The organism is Streptomyces sp. NRRL F-5123, assembly GCF_000721495.1.
In the GTDB taxonomy this organism is placed as follows: domain Bacteria; phylum Actinomycetota; class Actinomycetes; order Streptomycetales; family Streptomycetaceae; genus Actinacidiphila.
The window spans coordinates 29,969-55,170 of the sequence record NZ_JOHY01000017.1 but is presented as its reverse complement, the minus strand read 5'-3'; the positions used below and the strand labels follow the sequence as shown (position 1 = coordinate 55,170).

25 protein-coding genes are annotated in these 25,202 nt (G+C 73.9%); 11 read left to right on the top strand and 14 right to left on the bottom strand.

The genetic code is table 11. The features are described from left to right. Window positions 1-5 precede the first annotated feature (5 nt). The 3 genes from IH54_RS0117425 (at window position 6) to IH54_RS0117415 (ending at window position 4,230) form a co-directional block, all read left to right on the top strand. Entirely contained in the window at window positions 6-122 is a 117-nt protein-coding gene (locus IH54_RS0117425) for a SapB/AmfS family lanthipeptide (RefSeq protein WP_031517743.1), read from the top strand. Between the two features lie 570 nt (window positions 123-692). Continuing rightward, window positions 693-2,369 carry an ABC transporter ATP-binding protein gene (locus IH54_RS0117420; RefSeq protein WP_052397560.1) on the top strand — a complete coding sequence of 559 codons (1,677 nt, stop codon included), beginning with the start codon at window positions 693-695 and terminating at the stop codon, window positions 2,367-2,369. A 76-nt stretch (window positions 2,370-2,445) separates the two neighbouring features. Further along, window positions 2,446-4,230 (top strand): ATP-binding cassette domain-containing protein, encoded by a 1,785-nt coding sequence (locus tag IH54_RS0117415; protein ID WP_031517740.1) that lies wholly within the window; start codon window positions 2,446-2,448, stop codon window positions 4,228-4,230. Here the strand turns inward: IH54_RS0117415 and IH54_RS0117410 are convergent. Continuing rightward, window positions 4,199-4,792 carry a response regulator transcription factor gene (locus IH54_RS0117410; RefSeq protein ID WP_043181352.1) on the bottom strand — a complete coding sequence of 198 codons (594 nt, stop codon included), beginning with the start codon at window positions 4,790-4,792 and terminating at the stop codon, window positions 4,199-4,201. The genes IH54_RS0117415 and IH54_RS0117410 overlap by 32 nt on opposite strands. 240 nt (window positions 4,793-5,032) lie before the next feature. Continuing rightward, on the bottom strand, window positions 5,033-5,689 hold the full coding sequence (locus IH54_RS0117405; RefSeq protein ID WP_234343576.1) for a TetR family transcriptional regulator: 657 nt from the start codon (window positions 5,687-5,689) through the stop codon (window positions 5,033-5,035). A gap of 165 nt (window positions 5,690-5,854) precedes the next feature. On the opposite strand from IH54_RS0117405, the gene IH54_RS0117400 reads away from it, so the two are divergent. The 3 genes from IH54_RS0117400 to IH54_RS0117390 are packed head-to-tail and all read left to right on the top strand — an operon-like array spanning window position 5,855 to window position 9,263. After that, window positions 5,855-7,402: a glycosyltransferase family 4 protein gene (locus IH54_RS0117400; protein WP_078862294.1), complete on the top strand. Its 1,548-nt coding sequence runs from the start codon at window positions 5,855-5,857 to the stop codon at window positions 7,400-7,402. Next, window positions 7,396-8,157, top strand: coding sequence for a class I SAM-dependent methyltransferase (locus tag IH54_RS0117395; RefSeq protein WP_031517734.1), 762 nt, complete (start codon window positions 7,396-7,398; stop codon window positions 8,155-8,157). The genes IH54_RS0117400 and IH54_RS0117395 overlap by 7 nt, the downstream gene beginning before the upstream one ends. After that, window positions 8,154-9,263 (top strand): prenyltransferase, encoded by a 1,110-nt coding sequence (locus tag IH54_RS0117390; RefSeq protein ID WP_031517732.1) that lies wholly within the window; start codon window positions 8,154-8,156, stop codon window positions 9,261-9,263. Before IH54_RS0117395 ends, IH54_RS0117390 begins: the two co-directional genes overlap by 4 nt. A 48-nt stretch (window positions 9,264-9,311) precedes the next feature. Here the strand turns inward: IH54_RS0117390 and IH54_RS0117385 are convergent, their stop codons facing one another. The 4 genes from IH54_RS0117385 to IH54_RS0117370 form a co-directional block, all read right to left on the bottom strand. Further along, complete coding sequence (locus IH54_RS0117385) at window positions 9,312-9,596, bottom strand: hypothetical protein (RefSeq protein WP_031517731.1); 285 nt, start codon at window positions 9,594-9,596, stop codon at window positions 9,312-9,314. A gap of 145 nt (window positions 9,597-9,741) precedes the next feature. Continuing rightward, window positions 9,742-10,557: a hypothetical protein gene (locus tag IH54_RS0117380; RefSeq protein ID WP_031517729.1), complete on the bottom strand. Its 816-nt coding sequence runs from the start codon at window positions 10,555-10,557 to the stop codon at window positions 9,742-9,744. A gap of 191 nt (window positions 10,558-10,748) precedes the next feature. Beyond that, window positions 10,749-11,666, bottom strand: coding sequence for an N-acetylmuramoyl-L-alanine amidase (locus tag IH54_RS0117375; RefSeq protein ID WP_031517728.1), 918 nt, complete (start codon window positions 11,664-11,666; stop codon window positions 10,749-10,751). Window positions 11,667-11,770: 104 nt separating this feature from the next. Continuing rightward, window positions 11,771-12,424 carry a class I SAM-dependent methyltransferase gene (locus IH54_RS0117370; RefSeq protein WP_031517725.1) on the bottom strand — a complete coding sequence of 218 codons (654 nt, stop codon included), beginning with the start codon at window positions 12,422-12,424 and terminating at the stop codon, window positions 11,771-11,773. A 195-nt stretch (window positions 12,425-12,619) separates the two neighbouring features. On the opposite strand from IH54_RS0117370, the gene IH54_RS0117365 reads away from it, so the two are divergent. Further along, on the top strand, window positions 12,620-14,071 hold the full coding sequence (locus tag IH54_RS0117365; protein ID WP_043181321.1) for an MFS transporter: 1,452 nt from the start codon (window positions 12,620-12,622) through the stop codon (window positions 14,069-14,071). A 37-nt stretch (window positions 14,072-14,108) separates the two neighbouring features. On the opposite strand, the gene IH54_RS0117360 is transcribed toward IH54_RS0117365, so the two are convergent. Continuing rightward, on the bottom strand, window positions 14,109-14,735 hold the full coding sequence (locus IH54_RS0117360; RefSeq protein ID WP_031517722.1) for a response regulator transcription factor: 627 nt from the start codon (window positions 14,733-14,735) through the stop codon (window positions 14,109-14,111). After that, a complete protein-coding gene (locus tag IH54_RS0117355; protein ID WP_078862293.1) occupies window positions 14,732-16,057 on the bottom strand; it encodes an MFS transporter in 1,326 nt (441 codons plus the stop codon). Before IH54_RS0117355 ends, IH54_RS0117360 begins: the two co-directional genes overlap by 4 nt. Window positions 16,058-16,158: 101 nt before the next feature. Here IH54_RS0117355 and IH54_RS0117350 point away from each other — a divergent pair, with 101 nt between their 5' ends. Together IH54_RS0117350 and IH54_RS0117345 are read left to right on the top strand one after the other, a co-directional pair. Beyond that, a complete protein-coding gene (locus IH54_RS0117350; RefSeq protein WP_031517717.1) occupies window positions 16,159-17,241 on the top strand; it encodes a DUF5937 family protein in 1,083 nt (360 codons plus the stop codon). A 233-nt stretch (window positions 17,242-17,474) separates the two neighbouring features. Continuing rightward, a complete protein-coding gene (locus IH54_RS0117345) occupies window positions 17,475-17,933 on the top strand; it encodes an ASCH domain-containing protein (protein WP_031517716.1) in 459 nt (152 codons plus the stop codon). Between the two features lie 113 nt (window positions 17,934-18,046). Here IH54_RS0117345 and IH54_RS0117340 read toward each other — a convergent pair whose 3' ends face one another. From IH54_RS0117340 to IH54_RS39875, 4 genes are all read right to left on the bottom strand, one after another. Continuing rightward, a complete protein-coding gene (locus IH54_RS0117340) occupies window positions 18,047-19,306 on the bottom strand; it encodes a sensor histidine kinase (protein WP_234343575.1) in 1,260 nt (419 codons plus the stop codon). Between the two features lie 77 nt (window positions 19,307-19,383). Next, a complete protein-coding gene (locus IH54_RS0117335) occupies window positions 19,384-20,115 on the bottom strand; it encodes an ABC transporter permease (protein ID WP_031517713.1) in 732 nt (243 codons plus the stop codon). Beyond that, window positions 20,115-21,041 carry an ABC transporter ATP-binding protein gene (locus IH54_RS0117330; RefSeq protein WP_043181315.1) on the bottom strand — a complete coding sequence of 309 codons (927 nt, stop codon included), beginning with the start codon at window positions 21,039-21,041 and terminating at the stop codon, window positions 20,115-20,117. The genes IH54_RS0117335 and IH54_RS0117330 overlap by 1 nt, the downstream gene beginning before the upstream one ends. Before the next feature lie 163 nt (window positions 21,042-21,204). Next, window positions 21,205-21,564: a hypothetical protein gene (locus tag IH54_RS39875; RefSeq protein ID WP_031517711.1), complete on the bottom strand. Its 360-nt coding sequence runs from the start codon at window positions 21,562-21,564 to the stop codon at window positions 21,205-21,207. A 460-nt stretch (window positions 21,565-22,024) separates the two neighbouring features. On the opposite strand from IH54_RS39875, the gene IH54_RS0117320 reads away from it, so the two are divergent. Continuing rightward, window positions 22,025-22,435, top strand: coding sequence for a MarR family winged helix-turn-helix transcriptional regulator (locus IH54_RS0117320; RefSeq protein WP_234343573.1), 411 nt, complete (start codon window positions 22,025-22,027; stop codon window positions 22,433-22,435). Window positions 22,436-22,760: 325 nt separating this feature from the next. Here the strand turns inward: IH54_RS0117320 and IH54_RS0117315 are convergent, their stop codons facing one another. Continuing rightward, window positions 22,761-23,411, bottom strand: a complete 651-nt coding sequence (locus IH54_RS0117315) for a hemerythrin domain-containing protein (protein ID WP_031517707.1) — start codon at window positions 23,409-23,411, stop codon at window positions 22,761-22,763. Further along, window positions 23,408-24,001, bottom strand: a complete 594-nt coding sequence (locus IH54_RS0117310; RefSeq protein ID WP_052397559.1) for an SDR family oxidoreductase — start codon at window positions 23,999-24,001, stop codon at window positions 23,408-23,410. The genes IH54_RS0117315 and IH54_RS0117310 overlap by 4 nt, the downstream gene beginning before the upstream one ends. Window positions 24,002-24,430: 429 nt before the next feature. Here IH54_RS0117310 and IH54_RS0117305 point away from each other — a divergent pair, with 429 nt between their 5' ends. Beyond that, window positions 24,431-25,078, top strand: coding sequence for an NAD(P)-dependent oxidoreductase (locus IH54_RS0117305; protein WP_031517704.1), 648 nt, complete (start codon window positions 24,431-24,433; stop codon window positions 25,076-25,078). Window positions 25,079-25,202 lie beyond the last annotated feature (124 nt).

Here is a 25,202-nt window from a genome sequence, read left to right as displayed (position 1 = left end):
ATGTCATGGCGCTCCTCGACCTGCAGAACATGGAGACCGAGAACAACCACGGCGGCGGGGCCGCGAGCTCTCTGAGCCTGCTGAGCTGCATCAGCTCCGTGAGCTTCCTGATCTGCCTCTAGCCCCCGCGGCGGCGGCCCCGGGCGGCGGCCCCAACCGCCCCCCGGGGCCGACCCCGTACCCCACCCACGGGGGTGGGCCCCCGTTGCGCCCCGGGCTGCCCCGTGCGGTCCGCGCGACCTCCCCGCCGCTGTGGCTGGGGGCACCGCCCGGGCGGAGCGCCGGGGGAGCGCAATTCACCCCCGGGCTCCGCCCGGGAGGTGCCCCCACGCGCCCCTGGGGGTTGCCCTGCGCGGCAGAAGCGACCCCTCACCGCGCGGGGTGAGCGTTTTCAGGGGCGCGGGGAACTGCGCGCTCGGCCACAGCGGTGGGAAAGCCGACATGCCACGCCAAGTGGCAATGCCCCGGGGGCGCGTGGGGGCACGGCCCAGGCGAAGCCCGGGGGAGAACTGCGCGACCAGCCCCCACCGGGGGAAGGGCGACATGCCACGCCGAGTGGCAATGCCCCGGGGGCGCGTGGGGGCACGGCCCAGGCGAAGCCCGGGGGAGAACTGCGTGCGCAACCCACCACCGGCGGGAGGTCGTGCGGGACACCGCACGTGGCAGGTCGGAGCGTTCGGAAGGGAGAGGCCATGGGACTCGTCGCAGAGGCCGCACGGCGGGACGTGGGGCGGGTCACCGCCCTGAGCGTGCTGGGGCTCGCGTCCGCCGCGGGGGCGGTGGGGCTGCCCGCCGCCCTGGGCCACGCCCTGGACCTCCTGCTGCGCGGCGAATCCGCGACCCGCTGGGTCGCCCTGTGCGCGGCGATCGTCGCCGCCCAGGCGGCGACCGCCGCGGCGGAAGACCTGCTCACGGGCGTGACGACGGCGCGAGCCACCGCGTTCGTACGCCGCCGCACCCTGCGGCACATGCTCGCCGCGGGACCGCGCGCCGCCGCCCGGCACGGCGAGGGCGACCTCGTCACCCGGCTGGTCGGCAACGCCGCCGACGCCGCCGGCACCCCCGCGGCCGCCGCCGCCCTGCCCGCGGCCCTCGCCGCACCGGTCGGCGGCATCGTCGCTCTGGGCCTCACCGACCTGTGGCTCGCCGCGGTCTTCCTCGCGGGCGCCCCGCTCCTGACACTGCTCGTCCACCGCTTCGCCCGCGCGTCGGCGGACTGCGTCACCGGCTACCAGGAGACGCAGGGCCGGATCGCGACGCTGCTGGTCGAGGCGCTCGGTGGGGCCCGCACCATCGCCGCGGCCGGGACCGAGCGCCGCGAGACGGCCCGCGTGCTCGGGCCGCTGCCCGAACTGGGCGAGCACGGGCGGAAGATGTGGCAGGTGCAGGGCCGGGCCACGGCGCAGTCGATGGTGCTGGTGCCGCTGCTCCAGATCGCCGTGCTCGCGGTGGGCGGCGTCCGCCTGGCGCAGGGCGCGCTGAGCCCCGGCGACCTCCTCGCGGCGGGCCGCTACGTGTTGCTGGCCACCGGGATCGGCGTGGTCGTCGGCCAGTTGGGCGCGCTGGTACGCGGCCGGGCCGCGGCGGCGCGGGTCGCCGACGTGCTGGCCGAGCCCGTACCGGCGTACGGGAAGCGGAAGTTGCCCCCGCAGGGGCCGGGCACGCTCGAACTGCGCGACGTGCGTGCGTGCCGCGGCGGCGAGACCGTGCTGGACGGGCTGAACCTGACCGTGCCGGGCGGCAGTTGTGTCGCCGTGGTGGGGCGCTCGGGCTCGGGCAAGTCCGTACTGGCCGCGCTCGCCGGGCGGTTGGCGGACCCGGACGGCGGCACCGTGCTGCTCGACGGCTGCCCGCTGCCGGACCTCGCGGAGCGCGAGCTGCGGGACGCGGTCGGCTACGCCTTCGAACGTCCCGTGCTGCTCGGCGAGACGATCGCGGACGCCGTCGCTTTCGGGCCCCGCCCCCTCCCGGCCGAGCACGTCACGCGGGCCGCGCGCGCCGCGGAGGCGGACGGCTTCGTGACGCTGCTCCCCGCCGGTTACGCGACCCTCCGCGAGGACGCGCCCTTCTCCGGCGGGGAGTACCAACGCCTCGGCCTGGCAAGGGCGTTCGCCCACCCGGGGCGGCTGCTCGTCCTGGACGACGCGACGTCCAGCCTCGACACGGTCACCGAACTGCGCGTCGCCCGCGCCCTCTTCCACGACCACCCGCACCGCACCCGCCTGCTCACCACCCACCGCGCCACCACCGCGGCCCGCGCCGACCTCGTCGCCTGGCTGGAAGGGGGCCGCCTCCGGGCTCTGGCCCCGCACACCGACCTCTGGCCCGATCCCGCCTACCGCACCCTCTTCGGAGCGTCCGATGCCTGAGCCTCCCGCCGCCCACCGCCCGCCCGGGCCGCACGCCGACGGCGGCCCGGGCGGGGGCGGGGACACGGGAGGGGGGATGCGGCTGCGTGACGCCTTCCGGGGGCGGGGCCGGGTTGTCGCGGTGCTCCTGGCGTGGTCCGTGCTGGAGGCCGGGCAGACGTTCCTGCTCGGGTACGCGCTCGCCCGGGCGATGGACGACGGCTTCCTGCGCGGGCGCGAGAGCACCGGGCTGTGGTGGCTGGCGCTCGCCGCCGCCGGGGTGCCCGCGGGGGCGTACGGGACCGCGCGGGTCTTCGGGGGGGTCGCCGCGCTCGTCGAGCCGCTGCGGGACCGGCTGGTGCGCGGGGTCGTACGGCGCGGGCTGCGCGACGCCGTACGGGCCGGGGGCGGTGGGCGTACGGCGGACTCCGCGGTCGTCTCGCGGCTCACGCACCAGGTGGAGATCGCGCGGGACGCCTTCGGCGGCATCGTCATGGTGCTGCGCTCCTTCGCGTTCACGGCGGCGGGCGCGCTGGCCGGCATGGTCGCGCTGGCGCCCGTCCTGCTGCTCGTGGTGCTGCCGCCGCTCGCGGCGGGCGTCGGGCTGTTCGTGGCGGCGCTGCGCCCGCTGGCCCGGCGGCAGAACCGCTACCTCACGACGGACGAGGCGGTCGCGCAGGAGTGCGGGGCGCTCGCCGCGGGGCTGCGGGACATCACGGCGTGCGGGGCCCGCGAGCCCGTCGCCGCGCGGGCCGACGAGCGGATCGGGGCCGCGCTGGGGGCCGCCCGCTCACTGGCCCGCTTCGGGGTGGTGCGCACCGCGGCCCTCGCGGTCGGCGGCCAGCTCCCGCTGGTCCTGCTGCTGCTGGCGGCGCCCTGGCTGCTGTCCTCGCACCGCATCACCCCGGGCGCGCTGCTCGGAGCCTTCGCCTACCTGACGCAGTCCCTCCAGCCCGCCCTGCAGAACCTCGTCCACACCCTCGGCGCCGCGGGCACCCGACTGGGCGTCATCCTGACCCGACTGACCCCGCCGGCCGCGGCCCCGGGTGCCGCGCGGGCGGACGGCTCCGCCACGGACGGCTCTCCGGCACGCGGCCGCGGGGTGCCCCCGCGCGGTGTCGCCGTCGAGCTGCGCGGGGTCAGCTTCGCGTACGGGCCCGGCGCCGTGCCGGTGCTCGACGCGGTGGACCTGGCCGTCGTGGACGGGGAGCACCTGGCCGTCGTCGGGCCCAGCGGGGCGGGGAAGTCGACGTTCGCGGGGCTGGTCGCGGGGGTGCTGCGGGCCGGCGCGGGGGAGGTGCGGGTCCGCGGGGAGGTGGTGCTCGTGCCGCAGGAGGCGTACGTCTTCCGCGGCACGGTCGCCGAGAACGTCGGCTACCTGCTGCCGGGAGAGCCGGGAGAGCCGGGCGAGCCCGGGGAGCGGGCCGTCGCGGACGCCGTCGCGGCGGTGGGGGCCGGGGGGCTGGTCGCGGCGCTGGGGGGGCTGGGCGGCCGGGTCGACCCGGCCGCCCTCTCCGCCGGGGAGCGGCAACTGCTCGCGCTCGCCCGGACGTACGCGGCCCCCGGCCGCATCGTGCTGCTCGACGAGGCGACCTGTCATCTGGACGCGGACGCGGAGGCCCGCGCGGAGCGGGCGTTCGCGGCGCGGCCGGAAACAACCCTTGTCGTCGTCGCCCACCGCATCAGCTCCGCGCGCCGCGCCGCCCGCACGCTCGTGCTGGACGGCGCGCACACCGTGTGCGCCCCGCACGCCGAGCTGCTCGCGCTCTCGCCGCTCTACCGCGACCTCGCCGCCGCCTGGGCCCCGGCCCCCGCCCCGGCCCCCGCGCCCGCCCCGGAGGCGGTCCCGCTCACACCCACCCCGCGAAGCGGGAGATCCTGATCGCGTCCACCCTGTTGCGCGCCCCCGTCTTCCGGGTGATGGCCGCGAGGTAGTTGCGCACCGTGCCGTTGCACAGGTGCAGGCTGCGCGCGATCTCCGTCACGGACGCGCCCTCCGCGCTGAGCGACAGCACGCTCAGCTCGCGCGGCGTCAGCGGCATGTCCGCGGCTTGCAGGAACTCCACCGCCAGCGACTCGTCGACGAACCGTTTCCCCTCCGCGACGCGGCGTATCGCCGCCGGTAAGCGGTCCGCGGAGCGGTCCTTGTTGACGAAGCCGAGCGCGTTCGCCGCGTACGCCCGCCGCAGGTTGCCCGGCTTGCCGCTGCTGGTCAGGACGATGACCGCGCTGCGCCCGCCGCCGGCGCCGTCCGCGAGCCCGCGCACTCCGGCGCCGGGGGTCGCGTACAGGTCGGTGTGCCGGCGCCAGCCGGGACAGTCCGCGTCCACCACGGACACCTGTGAGCCGGGACATCGCCCCGGCTCACCCATCTGGCACCACCCCGTGTCGGTCACCACGAAATCCGGCTCGTTGCCCAGCAGCGCCGCCAGTGCGGACCGCATCAGGCTGGTGTCATGGGCCACCAGAACGTGTATCAACTCGGCCTTCCCCTTGTCTCGGCGCATACCGGTCCTCACGGGCGGGACCGGAAGGGAGCGGTCCATTCCTACCCTGGCGAGTTGTCCAGGAGGACCCTGATTCACGTCATTCGGAGGCAGACAGGGGTGGATGAGATGCTTTCGGGGGGCGCGCGCCGCCGAGCGCTTCGCGCCACCCGTGTGGGTGACACCGCGCCCGCCGTTTCACTCCGCCGGGACCAGCCGGCACACCGTCCTGATGTCCGTCTGCACCTGCCGCACCGCCGCGCGGTCGGTCAGCCAGCTGACCAGCGCCGCGTGCCAGGTGTGCTCGACCACCCGAACGGCCGAGAGGCACTCCGCGCTCGGCTCCCCGGGCAGCCGCATCGCGTCCAGGATGATCGCCCGGGTCAGCACCGACACGGTGTCGACGTCCTCGCGCACCGACCGGTCGGCGAAGATCACCGCCCGCACCATCGCCTCCGCCAGCAGCGGTTCGCGCTGCAGCGCGCGGAAGGCGCGCAGCAGTGTTTCGGCCACCCGCTCGCCGGGGGTCGAGGCGGCCGGCGGGCGGTCCAGCAGCGTGCCGTGCAGCCGCCCGAGCTGGTCCTGCATGACCGCGACCAGCAGATGGATCTTGGACGGGAAGTAGCGGTAGAGCGTGCCGAGCGCGACCCCGGACTCCTCGGCCACTTCCCGCATCTGGACCGCGTCGAAGCCGCCCCCGGCGGCGAGCCGGGTGCTGGCCTCCAGGATGCGCCGCCGGCGGGCCTCCTGCCGTACGGTCAGCCGCGACAAACTGGACACACCGGCTGCACCGGTCACACTGGTTCCACCGGGCACGCCGGTCCCGCCGGTCACACCGCCGGTCATGCGGTCCATGGGCACGTCCGTCCGTCACGCAGGCGGCCCCGCGCGCCCCGGGCGGGCCCGCGGGGGGCCGTCCGGTTGCCGGGTGATCCACCCTCTGTACCATCGAGTCTGAAACTTGTTCTAGATTAGCGCGACCGGTTACGCTCCGGCTCAATCGCTGCGAAGGGGGCCGGAGTGACGGCAGATTCCAGACCGCTGCGGATCGCGCTGCTGAGCTACAAGGGCAACCCGTACTGCGGCGGCCAGGGCGTCTACGTACGGCACCTGTCCCGCGAGCTGGCGGCGCTCGGCCACGGCGTCGAGGTGATCGGCGCCCAGCCCTACCCCGTCCTCGACGCGGTCGGCGCGGGCGTGACCCTCACCGAGCTGCCCAGCCTCGACCTCTACCGCCAGCCGGACCCGTTCCGTACGCCCTCGCGCGGCGAATACCGCGACTGGATCGACGCGCTGGAGGTCGCCACCATGTGGACCGGCGGCTTCCCCGAGCCGCTCACCTTCAGCCTGCGGGCCCGCCGCCATCTCGCCGCCCGCCGCGCCGACTTCGACGTCGTCCACGACAACCAGACACTCGGCTACGGGCTGCTGGGCCTGCGGATGCCGCTCGTCACCACGATCCACCACCCCGTCACCGTCGACCGGCGGCTGGAACTGGCCGCCGCGCAGGACTGGCGGCGGCGCGCGTCCGTACGCCGCTGGTACGGCTTCACGCGGATGCAGAAGCGGGTGGCCCGGCGGCTCCCGTCCGTGCTCACCGTCTCCGGCTCGTCCAGCGCCGAGATCACCGCGGACCTCGGGGTGCGGCCGGAGCGTGTGCACACCGTGCCGATCGGCGCCGACACCGCGCTCTTCAGCCCCGACCCGGCGGTGCCCGAGGTGCCCGGCCGGATCGTCACGACCTCCAGCGCCGACGTGCCCCTCAAGGGCCTGGTCTTCCTCGTCGAGGCGCTCGCGAAGGTCCGGGCGGCGCACCCGGACGCGCACCTGGTCGTCGTCGGCAAGCGCCCCGAAGCCGGGCCCGTCGCCGAGGCGATCGGGCGCTACGGGCTCGAAGGGGCGGTCGACTTCGTCAAGGGCATAAGCGACGCGGAGCTGGTCGACCTCATCCGCAGCGCCCAGGTCGCGTGCGTGCCGTCGCTCTACGAGGGCTTCTCGCTCCCCGCCGCGGAGGCGATGGCGACCGGTACGGCCCTGGTCGCCACCACCGGCGGCGCCGTCCCCGAGGTCGCCGGGCCCGACGGGGAGACCTGCCTCGCGGTCCCGCCGGGCGACGCCCCCGCCCTCTCCGCGGCCCTCGACCGCGCCCTCGCCGACCCCGCCCTCCGCAGCCGCCTCGGCGCCGCGGGCCGCGCCCGCGTCCTGACCCACTTCACCTGGGCCCGCGCCGCTGCCCGGACGGCGGAGCTGTACCGCGAGGCGATCGCGGCGTACGGCAACTCCGCGGAGGGCCCCCACCACCAGGGGCGCGTGGGGGCATCTCCCGGGCGAAGCTTTGGGGTGGGGGCACCTCCCAGGCGAAGCTCTGGGGGAGAGCGGAGCGAGCAACCACCCACCGGCCGGTGGTCCGGCATCGACAGCAACAGCCCCCTCGGGTCGGCGGCGCCCCTCGCCCCGGTGGGGGCCCGCCGCGCCCCTGGTGGCTCGGCCCCCACCGCAGAGCGCAGCTCCCCGCACGGGGGGCCCGGAAACGCCAACGCACCCGGAACGGGGAGCAGCACATGCTGACCGTCGACTTCACCCGCTTCCCCGTTGCCGAAGGCGACCGCGTGCTGGACCTCGGCTGCGGCGGCGGCCGGCACGCCTTCGAGTGCTACCGCCGCGGCGCCCGGGTCGTCGCGCTGGACCGCAACGGCGACGAGATCCGCGAGGTCGCGAAGTGGTTCGCGGCGATGCGGGAGGCCGGCGAGGCGCCCGCGGGGGCGAGCGCGGTGGCCATGGAGGGCGACGCCCACCACCTCCCGTTCCCCGACGACAGCTTCGACGTCGTGATCATCTCCGAGGTGATGGAGCACATCCCCGACGACAAGGGCGTGCTCGCCGAGATGGTGCGGGTGCTGCGGCCCGGCGGCCGTATCGCCGTGACCGTGCCGCGCTACGGGCCGGAGAAGGTCTGCTGGGCGCTCTCCGACGCCTACCACGAGGTCGAGGGCGGCCACATCCGCATCTACAAGGCCGACGAACTGCTGGAGCGGATGCGGGAGGCGGGCCTGCGCCCGTACGGCACGCACCACGCGCACGGCCTGCACGCGCCGTACTGGTGGATCAAGTGCGCGGTCGGCGTCGACAACGACAAGGCGCTGCCGGTGAAGCTTTACCACAAGCTGCTGGTGTGGGACATCATGAAGAAGCCGCTGGCCACCCGGCTGGCCGAGCAGGCGCTCAACCCGCTGATCGGCAAGAGCTTCGTGGCCTACGCGACCAAGCCCCAACTGCCGGACACGGCCGTGGTGTTCGACGAGTCGCTGGACGCCCCCGCGTGACCAGGGCCGAGCGGCGGCGCGGCACCGAACGGCTGGTGCTGCCCGGCGTGCTCACCGTCGAGCAGGCCGAGCGGACCGTGGACGCGGTGCTCGCCGCGCAGCGGCCGGACGGGGCGATCCCGTGGTTCCCCGGCCACCACCTCGACCCGTGGGACCACATCGAGGCCGCGATGGCGCTGGACGCCGCGGGCGAGCGGGACGCGGCGGAGGCCGCGTACACCTGGCTCGCCCGCCACCAGCAGCCGGACGGCGGGTGGTTCGCCGCCTACCAGGACGGCGACCCGGCGCGCCCGGTGGACCGGGCCCGCGAGTCCAACTTCTGCGCGTACGTCGCCGTCGGCGTCTGGCACCACTACCTGTCCACCGGCGACGACGCGTTCGCCGACCGGATGTGGCCGACGGTCGTGGCCGCGATGGAGTTCGTGCTCGCCCTCCAGCAGCCCGGCGGGCAGATCGGCTGGAAGCGGGAGGCGGCCGGCGACGCGGGGGACGGCGGCGCCGTCGTCACCGACGCGCTGCTGACCGGGAGTTCGTCGGTGCACCAGGCGCTGCGCTGCGCGCTGGCCCTGGCCGAGCACCGCGAGGAGCCGCAGCCGGACTGGGAGCTGGCGACCGGCGCGCTGGGCCACGCGATCCGCCGGCACCCCGAGCGCTTCCTCGACAAGTCCCGCTACTCGATGGACTGGTACTACCCGGTGCTGTCCGGCGCGCTGCGCGGCCCGCGCGCGCTGGCGCGTATCGAGGAGGGCTGGTCCCGCTTCGTGGTGCCCGGGCTCGGGGTGCGCTGCGTGCTGCCCAACCCGTGGGTGACCGGCGGGGAGAGCGCCGAACTGGCCCTGGCGCTGTGGGCGGTGGGGGAGTCGGACCGCGCGGTGCGGATACTCGCCGACATCCAGCACCTGCGCGCGGACGACGGCCTGTACTGGACCGGCTACGTCTTCGACGACGACGCCTTCTGGCCCGTGGAGCGCACCACCTGGACGGCGGGCGCGCTGCTGTTGGCGGTGGCCGCACTCGGGGGGGACGAGGCGACCACCGCCGTCTTCGGGGCGGAGCGGCTGCCGAACGGCCTTGCGCCCGGCTGCTGCCCGCCCCGGGTCCGCTGAACCACCCGACGCCCGGGCCGTGTCCGGCAAAGCCTCCCGGTCACAGCACTAGCGGTTGACCCGGCCGGCTACCGCCTGGGCGACGGCCAGGTAGATCACGGCGGGCAGGCCGTAGTTGAGCACGGTGCGCCACTTCGCGTTGTCCGGGGTGAAGAGGTCCCTCGACCACGTGGCCAGCCAGTTCGCCGAGTGGTGGACCCAGTTCACCAGGTCGTTGGCCCGGTTGGCGTCGAAGACGAAGAAGATGATCCACAGTACGAGGATCAGCGCAGCGATGTCTGCGGCGATGAGGATGATCGCCGCGGCGGGGTTTCCGCCGTAACGTCTGTACATGACGGCCGTCTTGCCGCGATCGGGCGTTCGAAACCCGGCCCCTGCGCGTGGGGACACCTCCCAGGCGGAACTCTGGGGGAGAACGGCGGCCGGCCGCCCCGGTGCGGGGTGGCCGGCCGTCGTGGCGTGCCGGAGGAGATACGGTTCAGCCGCGCTGGATGCCGCTGCTGTCCTGGAGGACGCCGCGGCGCCCGTCCTGGGTCTGCGCGATGAGCTGCGCACCGCGCTGGTCGACCGCGAGGTACCAGGTGCCCGGGGTCAGTTCGGCGATCTGCGCGCCGGAGCCGTCCTCGGCGTACAGCGGGCGCGGCACCGGCACCGCGAACCAGAAGGCGCTGAAGTCCGACGCCGCGGCGGTCGGCTGCGGGGCCTGCGGGGCGGCGGTCTGCGCACCGTACGGCTGCTGGCCGAAGTTCGGGTCGACGGACTGCGCGCCGCCCGGGTAGCCGTAGCCGGCCTGCTGCGGGGTGGCGCCGTAGGACGGGCCGCCCACCGCGTAGGGCTGCTGCCCGGCCGGGGCGGGCGCGCTCGCCAGCGGGGCCTTGAGGGCCGGCAGGCGGTCCGACAGCGGCGCGACGACCGCGATGACCAGGCCGAAGACCAGGCTCAGCCAGGCGCCCGCACCCTTGTCGTACGGACCGAAGTCGGTGAACAGCACCGCCCACACGGCCGTCCAGCCGGAGAAGAGCGCCAGCGCCACCGACCACTGCTTGAACGACAGCCCCAGCACCTGCTTGCCGTTGAACTGCGGCGCGCGGGAGGCGAACACGGCGCCGGCGGCAGCGACGGCCGTCAGCGTGACCGAGGGCATGGTCGGGAAGAAGTCCGAGTGCCACAGGTTCTTGGACCCGGACCCGTACTGCGAGTCGATGCTGATGTACGGCAGGAAGGAAGCGATGAGCAGCAGCGCCGCTGCTCCGATCACCGCGCCGTCTCCTCGGGTCAGGGAGCGGATGTTCACGTCAGGGTCCTGTCCTTTGTCGGTACTGCTTCTGCTGGTGAATGTCGTGCTCTCGCATCCGCCGCGGGTGCGGCATGTGCGCCCTGGCACCGTCGAGTTCGGGGAGGTGCCCCATGGTACGAGGACGATCTTGACCGGGTGGCCTCGTATGAGCATTGGTGCACGATCCATACCGGACTGCTACAGCCCTGTCACCTCTTCCCTTCCAGGAAGGCGGTGAGCCCGTCGGCGATCCCCTCGGCGGCTTTCTGCCGCCACGCCGGGTCGGTCATCTCGGCGGCGTCGTGCGCGTTGCGCATGTTGCCGCACTCGATGAAGACCTTCGGCACGGTCGTGAGGTTGAGCCCGCCGAGGTCGTCGCGGACGGTCAGTCCCTTGCCGCCGAGGTAGTTGGCGAGCGGCTCGCCGGTCACGGCGTTGAAGTGCGACCGCAGGGTGGTCGCCAGCCGCAGCGAGGGCGCCGCGACGGCGCGGGTGTCGGCCGCGCCCTTGTGCAGGGACTTGGGCGCGATCACGTGGAAGCCGAACTTGTCGGCCGGCGCCCCGTCGGCGTGGATGGACAGGGCGGCGTCGGCGTGTGCCGCGTTGCCCGTCCGGGCCCGCTCGTCGACGCAGGGGCCGTACGGGCGGTCGCCGTCGTAGGTGAGGATCACCTTCGCGCCGCGCGCCTCCAGCAGGGCCCGCGCCCGGTGGGCGACGTCCAGGGTGTACGTCGCCTCGGGGTAGCCCGCGTCGGTCGCGGTACCGGTGGTGTCGCACGCCTTGCGGTTGGTGCCGATGTCGACGGACCTGCCGATCTCGGCGGTGTGCTCGGCGTTGCCGAGGTTGTGCCCGGGGTCGAGCACGACGGTGCGGCCGGTCAACTCCTCGCGGGGCGCCGCCGACGTCGCGCCGGGGGCCGCGGAGGCGTCACCGTGCGCGACCGTCGCGGGGGTCGTACGGGCGGCGGCGGGCGCCGCTCCCGGCCCGCGTCCGTCCGCCGGACCGGCGTCGGAACCGCGGTGCGCGTCGTACACGAACCAGCCCCCGGCCAGGGCCGCGACCACCACGACTGCCGCGACGGCCAGCGACCTGCTCCGAGTGCCCCCGTGTGACTCGTTGCTGAACACGCCCGCGACTCTATCGGCCCGGCTCACCGCCTCGCACCGCCCCTGCACAACGGGCACCCGGCGCGACGAGGCCGCTACCGTACGTCGTCCGTACGGCCGCTACGTCAGCGGGCGGTGTCCCCGCCGGTCACTCTGCGCAGCAGCCGCAGCGAGCCCTTCACCGACTCCTCGGCGAATTCGCCGGACTCCAGCGCGCGCAGGTACACGCGGTAGGGGGCCTGGCCGCCGTCCGCCGGGTCGGGGAAGACGTCGTGGATCGCGAGCAGCCCGCCGGGCGCGACGTGCGGCGCCCAGCCCTCGTAGTCGGCGCCGGCGTGCTCGTCGGTGTGGCCGCCGTCGATGAAGACGAGGCTGAAGGGCCGCGCCCACAGCGCCGCGACCTGCGGCGACCGCCCGACGACGGCGACGACGTGGTCTTCCAGGCCCGCCGCGTGCAGGGTGCGGCGGAAGTGCGGGACGGTGTCCATGAGCCCGGTGTGCGGGTCGACCAGCGTCGAGTCGTGGTATTCCCAGCCCGGCTGCTGCTCCTCGCTGCCGCGGTGGTGGTCGACGGTGACCACGACCGTGCCCGCCTGCCGGGCCGCGTCCGCGAGCAGGATCGTCGAGCGCCCGCAGTAGGTGCCGATCTCCAGGACGGGCAGCCCCAGCCGCGCGGCCGCACCGCGCGCCGCCGCGTGGAGGGCCAGGCCCTCGTCCGCGGGCATGAACCCCTTGGCGGCCTCGAACGCCGCGAGCACGCCAGGTGCCGTTTCCGTCATCCCCGCATCTTACGAAGCCGCTGGTGGCGGAGGTACGGCGGGCGCGGGCGGATCGGCGTACGCGGCCGCGGGGCGTACGGCACCCGGGCCGCCGGGCGTAGCCCCCGCGGGCCGCCGGGCGTAGGCGTCCGGGGCCATGGTCGTAGTCCCAAGTCCCGATGCGGAGAGGGCCTTTGGACCGGGAGCATGGAGCCCATGAGTGAAATCCTCGGAGAGCGCACCACACCGGCCGACCGCGGAACGCGCAGGACGGCACCTGCCTGGGCCGTGCTGCTCGCGGTGTGCGCCGGGCAGTTCCTCGTCGTCCTCGACGTGTCGGTGGTCAACGTCGCGCTGCCCTCGATGCGCAACTCGCTCGGGCTGGGCGAGAGCGCGCAGCAGTGGGTCGTCAACGGATACGCGCTCACCTTCGCGGGCTTCATGCTGCTCGGCGGACGCGCCGCCGACCTGCTGGGCCGCAAGGCCACCTTCGTGACCGGGCTCGGCCTCTTCACCGCCGCGAGCCTGGCCGGCGGGCTCGCGCAGAACCCCACGATGCTGATCACCGCGCGGGCGGTGCAGGGCCTCGGCTCGGCGGTGCTCGCCCCCGTCACGCTGTCCATCCTCACCACCTCCTTCCCCGAAGGCCCCGAGCGGAACCGGGCGATAGCCACCTGGACCGCGGTCGGCGCGGGCGGCGGCGCGGCGGGCGGCCTCGTCGGCGGCGCGCTCACCGACTGGCTGTCCTGGCGCTGGGTGCTGCTGGTCAACGTGCCGATCGGCGCGCTGGTGCTGATCGGCGCGGTGTGGTGCCTCACCGAGAGCCGCGGCCAGACGGTCCGCCGGCTGGACATCCCCGGCGCGGTGCTCGTGACCGGCGGCGTCGCAGCGCTCGCGTACGGCATCGCGGAGACCGAGTCGCACGGCTGGACCTCGGTGCGGTCGCTGGGCCCGCTGGTCGGCGGGCTCGTGGTGCTCGCGCTCTTCACGGCGGTGGAGGCCCGGACCGCCGAACCCCTCATCCACCTGCGGCTGTTCACCATCCGGTCGGTGTCCTCGTCGAACACGCTGCTCTTCGTGTCGGGCGCCGCGACCTTCTCGACGTGGTATTTCCTGTCCCTCTACATGCAGCAGGTGCTGCACTACAGCCCGATCCGCACGGGCCTGGCCTTCCTGCCGCACACCGTGGCGATCGTCGCCGGGTCGAAGCTCGCCCCGCGCCTCATGGCCCGCTTCGACGCGCGGCTCCTGGTCGCCACCGGCGGCGTGATCTCGGCGGCGGGCCTGGCCTGGCAGAGCCGGGTGAGCGCCGGCAGCACCTTCGCCGACATCATCCTCGGGCCCGGCATCCTCACGATGTTCGGCGCGGGCCTGATGATGACGCCGGTCGCGGCCGCGGCGATGTCCGGCGTCGGACGCACCGACCAGGGCCTGGTGTCGGGTCTGCTCAACACCTCCCGGCAGCTCGGCGGTGCGCTGGGCCTGACGATCCTCGCGACGATCGCCGCCTCCCGCATCACCTCGCGCGGCCACGCGGGCGCGAGCGACGCGGTGGCGCTGTCGTCCGGCTACGGCCTGGCGTTCCTGGTGAGCGCGGCGTTCCTGATCGGGGCGAGCGCCCTGGCGGTGCTGCTGCCGAAGCCGCAACCGCAGCCGGCCAAGGCGTAGCGGCTCCCGGGAGCCGTACGGGGCGGGGCGCCGCCGGTCAGAGCCAGCCGTTCTGGCGGGCGGCGCGCACCGCCTCCATGCGGTTGCGGCTGCCGGTCTTGCCGATCGCCGCGGACAGGTAGTTGCGGACGGTGGACTCCGACAGGAAGAGCTTGCCGGCGATGTCGGCGACGGTCGCGCCGTCCGCCGCTGCGTTGAGCACGTCCCGCTCGCGCGCCGTCAGCGGGCTCGCCCCCGCGCTGAGCGCGGCCGCGGCGAGCGCCGGGTCGATGACCCGCTCCCCGCGCAGCACCCGCCGGATCGCCCCGGCCAGCTCCTCCACGGGCCCGTCCTTGACGAGGAAGCCCGCCGCCCCCGCCTCCATGGCCCGCCGCAGATACCCCGGCCGCCCGAACGTCGTGAGGATCAGCACCCGGCACTCCGGCAGCTTCTCCCGCAGCTCCGCCGCCGCGTCCAGCCCGCTCATCCCCGGCATCTCGATGTCGAGCAGCGCCACGTCCGGCCGTACGGCCAGCGCCTCGGCCACCACCCGGTCCCCTGCCCCGACCTGCGCGACGACCTCAAGGTCGTCCTCCAGGTCCAGCAGCAGCGCCAGCGCCCCCCGCATCATCCCCTGGTCCTCCGCGAGCAGCACCCGCACGGACCGCGCCCCGTCCTCCGTCACCCCGCCACTTTACGGCCCGCTTCACGGCCCCCGACGCCCCGGCCCGCACTGCCCCGGCTCGCGACGCCCCGGCCCGCAACGCCCCGGCCCACGGGGGAGTGTCCGGAGGGACGCGGGCGCCGGGCCTGACCCCCCTCGGCCGCGACGGCCGCCGCGGACACCAGCGTCGCGGCGGCGAGGCCGCCCCACAGGGCCGCCGGGCCGTGGGGGGCGAGCGCGGTGATGACCGCGGGGGAGACGGCGAGGCCGAAGCCCGTGGAGAGCTGGAAGCGGGCCAGGGCGCGTCCCAGGACGGCGGGCGGGGCGAGGGCGGTGACGAGCGCGGTGGCGCTGCCCGCGTAGACGATCTCGCCGATCGTGCAGAGCACGGACACCGCGGCGACCGTGGGGACGGCCCAGCCGCCGCCCAGCGAGACGGCCCCGAGGAAGCCGGCGTAGGACGCCGCCAGCACCACGCCGGAGGCGGCCAGTACGGTCCGCCGGGAGAAGCGGGACAGCGCGACGGTGACCGGCACCTGCAAGGTGACGACCAGCACGGTGTTGGCCACGAACACGGCCGCCGGCCACACCGCGGACGCGCCCAGCTGCGTCACCAGGACCAGGGGGAGCGCGATCTCGGGGACGTTGAGGCAGAAGACGTAGACCACGTTGGCGGCGAGCAGCGCGCGCATCCGGGGCGCGGGCACGGCGTCCGGCTCCCCGGCCGGGGCGGCGGCCGCCGGGTCCGCGTGCACGTGGACCGACCACGCCAGGGCCCCCGCGGCGAGGTAGGCGAGCGCGGTGACCGCGGCCAGCGCCCGCAGCGCGCCGGTGCCGCCCGCCATGCACGCGGTGGCGAGGAGCGCCCCGACGCCGAGGCCTGCGTTGCGCAGGGCACGGGCCCCGGCGAGGGCGGCGTCGCGGTCCCGGCCGCGGGCGACCGTGGCCACGAGCGCGGCATGGGCGGCCGGCCATGCCTGGTTGCCGATGCCGAGGAAGAGCGCCGCCGCCGCGAAGAGCTGGACGTGTCCCGCCGGGGCGGCCAGCAGCAGCGCCACACCCAGCACCCGCACCAGCATCGACGCGGCCACGACGGTGCTGCGCGCGCCCCGGTCCAGCCACCGTCCCACCGCGGGCATGCACCCCAGGCCCGCGACGATGCCGGCCGTCATGGCGGTGCCGGTGACCGGCGCGGACAGTCCCAGCACCGTCATGCCGTAGAGGATCAGGAAGGGCCGCAGCAGGCCGGTGCCCAGCGCGTCCACGGCCAGGGCGGCGGCGTAGCGGGGGCCTCCCGAGGCGCGGACGAGGGCGCGGGGCCGGATTCCGGTGGTGGTTGCCATGACGTCAGACGCTGCGCCCGCCCGCGGGGCGGGGCACGCCGGTTGACGCGTATCGTCAATCGGCGCCGCCGACCGGCCGTACGCGCGGCGATGATGGGGGCATGCTGAGGATCGACATCAGCGGCCTGCCGTCCGAACGGGTGCGGTTCGCCGCCTCCCCGCTGGCCGAACTGACCGCGATGCTGCACGTGCTGGCCGAGCCCGGCCACCATCCGCAGTTCGCCGGCTGGGCCGCGGACGTCTGGACCGGGCTGCCGCCGGAGCTGGCCGAACGGCTGCGGGAGGCGGAGTTCCTCTGGCGCTACACGCAGGCCGACTTCCTGATCCCCGCCCGGCCGAGGCCGACGCTGGCCGAGGAGCTCGACGACGTCGACCGGATCGACGACGAGACGTACGTGACCGCGGCGCTCGTCACCACGTGCGGCAGCAACCGGGTCCACTTCCGCGGGGCGTCCCCGCTCACCGACACGGCGGCGCGCGAGCGGGCCCTGGACGTGGCCCAGGCCCGCGGCGCGCTCCAGGAGGCCTTCGCGGAACGGCTGCTCGCCGACCCGGCCGCGGTGCGGGCGCGGGTGCGCCGCACCCTCGAAGAATGCGCCGGAGCGTTCTTCGACGACGCCTGGGCGGGCGCCGCAGTGCGGCTCGCCACCGACCTGCGGCTGAAGAACGAGCTGCTCAGGCACCACGGACTCGGGGCGGCGCTCGCCTCGGTCTCCGGCGCGATCACCCTGGCACCGGACGGCGACTGCATCGTCGTGGACAAGGTCCAGGACAAGGCGACCGCCGCCCGCGGCGCCGGGGTCACCTTCATACCCAGCGTCTTCAGCCGCCCGCACCTGGTGGCGGTCCACGCGCCCGGGTGGCATCCGGTGCTGCAGTACCCCGTCGCCGAGCCCCGCCCGCCCGAACCGGTCTCCGTGGAGACGGTCACCCGCCGGCTGGAGGCCCTCGCCCACCCCGTCCGGCTGCGCCTGCTGCGCACCCTGGCCCGCGGCCCCCACACCACCAGCGAGCTGGCCCACTTCTGGGAGCTGTCCCCTCCGGAGGTCTCCCGCCACCTCGCCGTCCTGCGCCGTGCGGGCCTCCTCACCTCCCACCGCCACGGCCGCTACGTCCGCTACACCCTCAACCTGCCCGACCTGACGGCGCTGGGCAGCGACCTGCTGTCGGCTGTACTCCGCTGAAACGGGACCGGCGGGGCTGTGGACAACTTTGGTAGATCCTGTCTACGTAGCTGGAAACTACGTAGACGGGACCTACCGAAGTGGGACCTGGGAAGGTCTACCTCGCGGCACTCCGCTCCGCGCGGGAGCAGTCCCGCAGGGGCCGCCCGACTCGGCGTTCGACGACGTCGTCCGGTCCGCCGCGGACGTCGTCGGGGCGTGGCCCGCGGGGTGAGCCGATAGCGTGCCGTGGCATGACGACTGGAGCAGAGGGCGGCGCCGAGGTGCCGGGGATCATGCAGCTGGGGTTCCCCGGCGAATTGCGGGACCAGTTGGTCGCCGCCGTGCTGGACGGCAGCAAGACGGCCACGACCGGGGTCGCCGCCGCCTACGAGCACGAGGGGGAGGAGCTGCCGCGGATCGGGGAGCGGTCCGTGGTGCTGGACTCCGCCGGGCGCGGGGTCGCCGTCGTCGAGGTCACCGAGGTGCGGGTCGTGCCGCTCGGCGACGTGGACCTCGCGCACGCCGTGGACGAGGGGGAGGGCTACACCACCGTCGAGCAGTGGCGCCGCGGGCACGAGGCCTTCTGGCACGGCCCCGAGATGCGCGAGGCACTGGAGGACCCGCACTTCACGGTCGACGACAGCACGCCGGTGGTGCTGGAGCGCTTCCGCGTCGTCGCCGACCTGCGCACGCCCGACGCCGGGGCGTAGGCGGCCCGGTCCTGCACCCCCGCGGGCCCCGCTCCGGTACGCCGCACCTGCGCCCCCCGCGGGCCCCGCTCCCGCACGCCGGACCCGCCCCCCCCGTACGCCGCGCGCCGGGCTCAGCCCGCCGCGTCCTCGCCGGTCGGCAGCACCGCGGTGACGCGGAAGCCGCCGGAGGGGGCCGGGCCGGTGGTCAGGGAGCCGCCCGCCGCGGCGAGGCGCTCGGTCAGGCCGCGCAGGCCCGTGCCCGTACGGGGCAGCGTCGCGGTGGTCCCGGCGGCCGGGCGCGGCGGGTCGGCGGGGGCGGGGCCGCAGCCGTCGTCGGTGATCGTCAGGCGGGCCTGGCCTTCCGCCGCGTGCAGCTCTATACGGGCCCGCGCCGCGCCGCTGTGCCGTACGACGTTGGTGACCCCCTCGCGTACCACCCACCCCAGCAGTGCCTCGGTCTGCGGCGGCAGCGGCGGGCCGGACTCCTGCACCACGACCTCGATGTCGGAGGCGGCAAGCGCCGAGCGCGCGCGGTCCAGCTCGGTCGCGAGGCTGCCCTCGCGGTAGCCGGTGACGGCCTCGCGGATCTCGGTGAGGGCCTGCCGCCCGACCGCCTCGATGTCGCCGACCTGCGTCAGCGCCGCCTCCATGTCGCGCGGCGCGAGCCGCCGCGCGGCCTCCGCCTTGACCACGACGACCGACAGCGTGTGCCCCAGCAGGTCGTGCAGGTCGCGCGAGAAGCGCAGCCGCTCCTCCGCGACCGCGTTGCGCGCCAGTTCCTGCCGAGTGGCCTTGAGCTGCGCCACCGCCTGGAAGAGCGTGATGATCAGCGACACGACGAAGCCGGACAGGAACGTCCCGTACGCCAGGCTGGTGGTGCTCCAGAAGCCCTCGTGGTGCAGGCTCGACACCGTGCCCGCCGAGGCGCTCAGCACCGCGAGCGTGACACCCATGAAGCGGCGGCTGCGCGACACACAGCCCGCGCCCAGCGCCACCAGCACGAACAGCAGCATGAAGTTGCCGCCGTAGCCGATCGACAGCGCGAGCGTGAGCGCGGCGAGCGCCCACAGCAGCTGGTACGGCACCGGGCCGCGCCGCCACCGCTCGCCGAACGCCGACCGGACCGTGGCCACGTACAGCACGCAGAAGAGCACCAGGCCGGTGCCGGCGAGCCACGGCAGGGCCACCTCGCCCTTGAGGATGTCCGTGCCGGGGCCCAGCACCATCAGCAGCCACGGGATGAGCGCCCCGCCGTCCGGGGCCTTGAGGTGCTCGATCTCCTGCTCGAAGTCCTCCGGGCCGCGCCGCCACCACATGCGGCGGCACGCCTTGTCCGCGTCCTCGGTGTCCGTTTTCGCGGTGCCTGCCTGTTTCGTCCTCGTCCTCGCCATGGCCGTCCCCGTCCCCCGTCGTGTGCGCTGCGTCCTGCGCCCGCCGGGGGGCGGCGCCGGCCCGTACGCTCCTGCGGTCATACGGTCCGGGCGCTCCGCCGGTAGGAGAACACAGCGTAACCGGCGAAAACGACCAGCCACAGGCCCAGCACCGCCACCGTGCCGGGGCCGGGGGCGTGCCGGTCCAGCACGCTCCAGCCCAGGTCGCCGAAGCGGGCGGTCGGCGTCCAGCGCGATATCGCGGCCAGCCAGCCCGGGAAGACGTCGGCCGGCAGCCACAGCCCGCCGATCACCGAGAGCCCCGTCATGCTGATCATGCTCACGACACCGGCGGTCTGCGCGGTGAGCCCGTAGCCGTTGCCGAGCCCCAGCAGCGTGAAGGGGATCGTGCCCAGCCACATCAGCACCGCCGCCGCGGCCCACTGCCACGCCGCGAGCCGCACACCGTTGACGAGCGCGCCCGCGGTGAAGACGGACACGATCGCCGGGAGCACCGTCACCCCGGCGGTCAGCGCCCGCGCCATCACCACCTGGAGCGGGGACAGCGGGGTGACGCGCAGCTGCCGCAGCCAGCCGCGCGCCTTGTCGTCCGCGATTCCCGGGCCGACGCCGAGGGCCGCGCCCATCGCCCCGTACGCGGCCATGCCGATCATCGAGTAGCGGGCGTAGTCCATGGTGTCCTCGGCGGACCCGCCCGTGCCGAGGTTGGTGAAGAGCAGGTACATCAGCAGCGGGGTCGCGACCCCGACGACGACGAAGCCGGTGTCGCGCAGTGTGCGGCGAACCTCCAGGCGGACGTAGGCGAACATCATCGGACGGCCTCCTCGTACGGAGCGGTGGCGGGCTCGTCAGCGGTGTCGTGGGCGGTCAGGGTGAGGAACGCCTCCTCCAGGCTCGCGGGCGTCACGCTCAGCCCGCGCACGCGTCCGGCGGCGGCCAGCGCGAGGACGGTCGCGTCGGGGTCGGCGCTGCGCAGCACCGCGCGGTCGCCGCGCACCTCCAGCGACAGCACGCCCGGCAGCGTGCGCAGCCCCGCCGTGCCGCCGCCCGCGAGGTCGAAGGCCACGAGCGTCGCGCCGACCCGCCGCTTGATCTCCTCGCCGGTGCCGTCGGCGACGGTGCGGCCCTGGTCGAGGACGACGACGCGGTCCGCGTTGCCGTCCGCCTCCTCCAGGTAGTGCGTCGAGAACAGCACGGTGTTGCCGCGCGCCGCGTACCCGCGCATCGAGCGCCAGAACGCGCGCCGGGCCTCCACGTCCAGCGCCGCCGTCGGCTCGTCCAGCACCAGCAGCTCGGGCCCGCCCGCGACCGCGAGCGCGAACCGCAGCCGCTGCGCCTGCCCGCCGGAGAGCCGGTCCGCCCGCCGCCCCGCCAGCTCGCCGATCCCGGCCAGCTCCAGGGCCTCGCCCACCGGCAGCGGCCGCGGGTACGTGGCGGCGACGAAGCCCACCAGCTCCCGTACGGTCGCCCGCGGCACGGGGCTGCCCGCCTGCAGCATCGCCCCCACCCGGCCCGCCCGCACGGCCTCCCGCGGGCTCCCGCCGAACACCCGCACCTCCCCGTCGTCCGGGCGGTCCAGCCCCAGCAGCAGTGCGATCGTCGTCGACTTCCCGGCGCCGTTGCGCCCGAGCAGCGCGCACGTCCCGCCCGCGGCGAGCGCCAGATCGAGCCCGGCGACGGCCTCGACGCTCCCGAACCTCTTCCGTACAGCGCGCAGCCGCGCGGCATCTGTCATGCAACTGACGCTATGGGCACGGGGGTTGGCGGGGGCAGCGCCGAATGTCCCCGGGGGGCCGGTACAAATGTCACGGGCGGCCCCGGAAGAGCCGGCCGCAGCACCACGCCAACCCCCGCCACCGCCGCGACCCCCCTCCGGGGCCGCGGCGGCAGCTCTTCGGCTACGGCCGCTGCTTGGCCCTGTCGACGATCGCCCAGCTGTCGAGGCAGGAGAGCTGGACGAACTCCTTATTCCGCGCGCCGTCACCAGTGGTGCGCTCGTCGCGGAAGCCGAGGAAGGCGTAGGTCTTCGGGTCGAAGGTGAGGTAGCTGCCGAAGCCCGTGCCCTCGTCCGGGAGCGTCGGGTCGTCGTAGGTGACGGCCACGCCCGTACGGCCCTTGGGATCCTTCTGGTGCGGCACCAGCGTCCCGCCGGGGACCATGCCGAGCGCCTCGTACGCCGCCGGGCGCAGTCCCTCGGGCATCACCGGGACGAGCTTGAGCAGCCCGGCGAGCACGACGCTGCCGAGCAGTGCGGCCACGAGCACGTCGGTCGCGGCGACGCGCAGGACGGGGCTGCGGTGGCCCGCGTCCGCACGCGCCCCTCCTCCGCGGCCGCCGCGACGAGCAGCCGGGCCCGCTGGCGTGGCACGTCTGCTCAGCGGGCAGTCGCCTTTGCGCTCGGCAATGTTGATCAGGACCCGGACCGTCCCCTGTTCGGACGCGGCTTCGAGGGCCGGCGTGCCCGAAGGCGAAGTGGTGCGGCGACATCACGTGCCTTCCGGCCGGCGAACCGGGGTTCATGACTATTTGCCGTCGGTGCTACCGTACACTGCAGTAGTAACGATGCCTGACTAGTTCGCGTGATGCGTGACAGGACCAACCGTTCCCGGCGGGACCAGAGGCTGACGGCAGCGTTGCCATAGGGTGTGAGGCTGGTGGGTCTGGGCGAGCGATGGAGCCGAGGGCGGCATGGACGACGGACAACGGGTTGATCTAGGGGTGTCGTTGTTCATTCCGTACCGATACACCGAGGACCGGCTCTTCCGGGCCCTGCAGGATGCCGGGTTCGACGACTGGACGCTCGCCCAGTGCCGAGTCTTCCAACGCATCGCCCCGAACGGCTCGCGCCTAAAGGACCTCGCCGACCAGGCGCAGATGACCAAACAGAGCGCGAGTGTGATGGTCGACCAGCTCGAACGCCTGGGCTACGTCCGCCGAATCCCCGACCCCACGGACGGTCGTGCCCGGCTGATCATGATCGAGCAACGCGGTCGGCGCGCGGTCGAGGTGGCCATGGCCACGCTCGATGAGATCTACGAGGAGTGGAAGACCTACCTCGGCACCCGCAACTTCACGTTGCTGCACCAGATCCTCGATCAACTCCGCGAGATCACCGACCCCTACGCCTGATGGACTCGACCCGCCCATCCCCAGCCACCCGGGCCGGCGCGGTCGGCAGGTCCGAACCCGTTTTGTCGTAGTCGGATCTGTTGACTCATTTCATCAATGATTCTGACGATGCTCAGACGTGGACGGGGGATTGCCACAATGCGCGGTGCCAGACGGGCCGCACCGGGCACCCCGCGACAAGCGTGGCCACGAGCTGGATCTGCCCCACGAATACCACCGCGTCGCGTTCCGCACGACGCGACGCGGCTTCGACAAGCCAGCAGTGCTGCCGCCCCCACTGGCCCTGGCGCGTCACCAGAGGGTGTGGTGTCGGGTCGCGGGTCGGTCAGCCGCGGATCGCGGTGGTTTCGCGGATGAACTGGCGGTGGCCGATCAGCTTGTAGGCCAAACGGGCTGGGGCCGGTATGACCTGCATGAACTTCTGCCGTTCGGTGTCACTGGCCTCCTCGGTGATGTGGCCGAGGATGACCAGCCGCCGGGTGAGCGGGATCGCGCTCATGCCGTGCCTGGCGAGCGCGTCCCATTCACTTTGCGTCACCGTGACCGAGACGATGGGAAGCAGTTGCTGCTCCTCCTCGGCCAGGTGGGCGATCAACGTCGGCGTCGTGGCTTCGACGCGGGTCGCCATCCGCTCGCCGGCAGCGGCGTCAGCGCTCGCGGTCCACGCCGGCAGTTCCGCCTCCAGAGCCCTGACGGCCTCGTCGACCTTCATGTGCTGCGCATCCATCCGGTCCATCAGCTCCGGGTCGAGCGCCGCTCGCTCACGCAGCAGGGGGAAGAGCAGTTCGTCCTCGCCGGTGTGGTGCGTGTGAAGGAAGTCCAACATCTCGCGGGCATGCGCGCCGATGACCTTGGATCGGGCCCGGTCATCGGCCGCGGAGCGGAACAGCCGGGGTAGCTGACCGAACTCGCGCCGGAGGACGCGGTGGATCAGAACCATCTCGTGGGTGTCGACGCGGGGTCCGGAGGCGCTCATCGTGACTCCTCGATGGTTGCGGCGTCCTGGACGACGTCGGGGATGGGGAACTCGGCGCGGTGGGCCTTCGCCCAGTCGGTGAAGCTGTGTGCCGGGCGGCCGGTGACAGCGGCCCGGCCGGCGGCGAACGGTGCATACACGACCTGACCGGCCGCGATCATTCCCGCCCAATTGAGTGCGTTGGACATGAACGCGGTGGGACGCAGGAACGTCCACCCGATGCCGCTGTCGCGGATCGCTTCCTCGCCGGCCCGGTGCAAGGTGGTGATCGGGTCGGTGCCGTCGTGCCCGACGTTGCGCACGGACAGCTTGACGATTCGCTCCACGCCCGCTCGCTGTGCCGCAGCCACGAGCCGGTGATCGTGTGCGGCGATGTTGAGCCCGTGGGTTATCGAGAACACCGCGTGCACACCGTCCAGCGCGGGTGCCAGATCGCTGTCACCGAGATCGGCCACGACCTTCTGGGCGCCGTCGGGGAAGACCGCGCCAGGATCGCGGGTGAGGACCCGCAGGTTACCGGCCTGGGCGGGGAGCAGCGCTTTGATGACTTCCGAACCGACAGTGCCGGTGGCTCCGGTAATCAAGATCATGAGTATCGGTCCCTTCTCTCTCAGTCCTCTGGATGTGTGCAGTCCTTGGGTTGCACCGCCCGCTCCTTCAGCGGATCCGCCATGCAAACTAGTCAGCTTTAGTGACTACTATAGTCATGCATCCGAACTGATGGCAACGGCGGCGGGTGCGAGCTTGTCGTGGTGCAGGTCGAGCCTGCGGAGCGTACCAGCGCTCCGCGTGCGGCGTCGGCGGGCACTCGACTCCCGTTTGACATAGTCAGTTCAGCTGACTACATTTGTGAATGATCCTGACGATATTCCGGCGATGGTAGGCGGCTGCCGCGATGCGCAGGCAGGCGCCGGCAGAGACAGGGGCGGCTCCGACACGGCATGGGCGGGAACTGGGCTCCTGCCGCTCGGCCGCAATACCGGCACACCCATTCGTCCTTCACCAGAGAGGGAAGTACCGTGAAGTTTCTTGTCCTTGGAGCAACCGGGCGCACCGGCGTCCTCTTCGTCAAGAAGGCACTCGACGAGGGACACCAAGTCACTGCCCTCGTTCGGCGAGCTGGTTCCTCCGTCGACCAGCGCGCTCAAAACGTCATCGGTGACGTCACCGCTGCCGCCGTGATTGCGAAGGCGGCCCAGGGCCACGACGCGATCGTCAGCACGCTCGGGGTGAAGAGCGCCGGCGAGACCCCGACCCTGATCACCGACATGGTCCGCGCGGTCATCACGTCCGCGAAGACTTCTGGCGTCGACCGTTTCGTTGTGCTGTCCGCGTTCGGAGTCGGCGACTCCCTCGCCAAGGCCTCATTCCTCGTGGGCCCTCTTTTCCGAACCGTGCTCCGGAAAACCTACGCGGACAAGGCCGCCTCGGAAGTGCTCTTGAAGGCCAGCGATCTGAAGTGGACCCTCGAATATCCCGGAGCGTTGAACAACGGTGACAGCACGCGCTATAGCACCGCTGTGCTCGAGGACGTCAAGAAGACGCCGATCTTCCCCTCGACCTCTCGCACGAACGTCGCCGACTTCCTCCTCCGCTCTGCCGTGGGAGGCACCTTCATCCGTCAGACCGCAGTAGTCCTCGACGACAGAGGCAGGTCACGGATGTAGGCCCAGGCAACCCTGGCCGCCAGCGCCGCCACTTCGGCCATCCGTCCCGGTTCCGGCACCTTCGACGAGGCCACCGCAAGGGCCCTGCGTCGCGGAGCTGGCCCGGAGACAGATGCGGAATACC

What these genes read in the sequence shown, in the direction of transcription:
- IH54_RS0117350 (WP_031517717.1), top strand. Translation starts at nt 16,159, where the DNA reads ATGCTGAGGATCGACATCAGCGGCCTGCCGTCCGAACGGGTGCGGTTC.
- IH54_RS0117335 (WP_031517713.1), bottom strand. Translation starts at nt 20,115, where the DNA reads ATGTTCGCCTACGTCCGCCTGGAGGTTCGCCGCACACTGCGCGACACC.
- IH54_RS0117420 (WP_052397560.1), top strand. Translation starts at nt 693, where the DNA reads ATGGGACTCGTCGCAGAGGCCGCACGGCGGGACGTGGGGCGGGTCACC.
- IH54_RS0117310 (WP_052397559.1), bottom strand. Translation starts at nt 24,001, where the DNA reads ATGATCTTGATTACCGGAGCCACCGGCACTGTCGGTTCGGAAGTCATC.
- IH54_RS0117395 (WP_031517734.1), top strand. Translation starts at nt 7,396, where the DNA reads ATGCTGACCGTCGACTTCACCCGCTTCCCCGTTGCCGAAGGCGACCGC.
- IH54_RS0117385 (WP_031517731.1), bottom strand. Translation starts at nt 9,596, where the DNA reads ATGTACAGACGTTACGGCGGAAACCCCGCCGCGGCGATCATCCTCATC.
- IH54_RS0117355 (WP_078862293.1), bottom strand. Translation starts at nt 16,057, where the DNA reads ATGGCAACCACCACCGGAATCCGGCCCCGCGCCCTCGTCCGCGCCTCG.
- IH54_RS0117365 (WP_043181321.1), top strand. Translation starts at nt 12,620, where the DNA reads ATGAGTGAAATCCTCGGAGAGCGCACCACACCGGCCGACCGCGGAACG.
- IH54_RS0117345 (WP_031517716.1), top strand. Translation starts at nt 17,475, where the DNA reads ATGACGACTGGAGCAGAGGGCGGCGCCGAGGTGCCGGGGATCATGCAG.
- IH54_RS0117340 (WP_234343575.1), bottom strand. Translation starts at nt 19,306, where the DNA reads ATGGCGAGGACGAGGACGAAACAGGCAGGCACCGCGAAAACGGACACC.
- IH54_RS0117410 (WP_043181352.1), bottom strand. Translation starts at nt 4,792, where the DNA reads ATGCGGTCCGCACTGGCGGCGCTGCTGGGCAACGAGCCGGATTTCGTG.
- IH54_RS0117315 (WP_031517707.1), bottom strand. Translation starts at nt 23,411, where the DNA reads ATGAGCGCCTCCGGACCCCGCGTCGACACCCACGAGATGGTTCTGATC.
- IH54_RS0117330 (WP_043181315.1), bottom strand. Translation starts at nt 21,041, where the DNA reads ATGACAGATGCCGCGCGGCTGCGCGCTGTACGGAAGAGGTTCGGGAGC.
- IH54_RS0117415 (WP_031517740.1), top strand. Translation starts at nt 2,446, where the DNA reads ATGCGGCTGCGTGACGCCTTCCGGGGGCGGGGCCGGGTTGTCGCGGTG.
- IH54_RS0117405 (WP_234343576.1), bottom strand. Translation starts at nt 5,689, where the DNA reads ATGGACCGCATGACCGGCGGTGTGACCGGCGGGACCGGCGTGCCCGGT.
- IH54_RS0117425 (WP_031517743.1), top strand. Translation starts at nt 6, where the DNA reads ATGGCGCTCCTCGACCTGCAGAACATGGAGACCGAGAACAACCACGGC.
- IH54_RS0117370 (WP_031517725.1), bottom strand. Translation starts at nt 12,424, where the DNA reads ATGACGGAAACGGCACCTGGCGTGCTCGCGGCGTTCGAGGCCGCCAAG.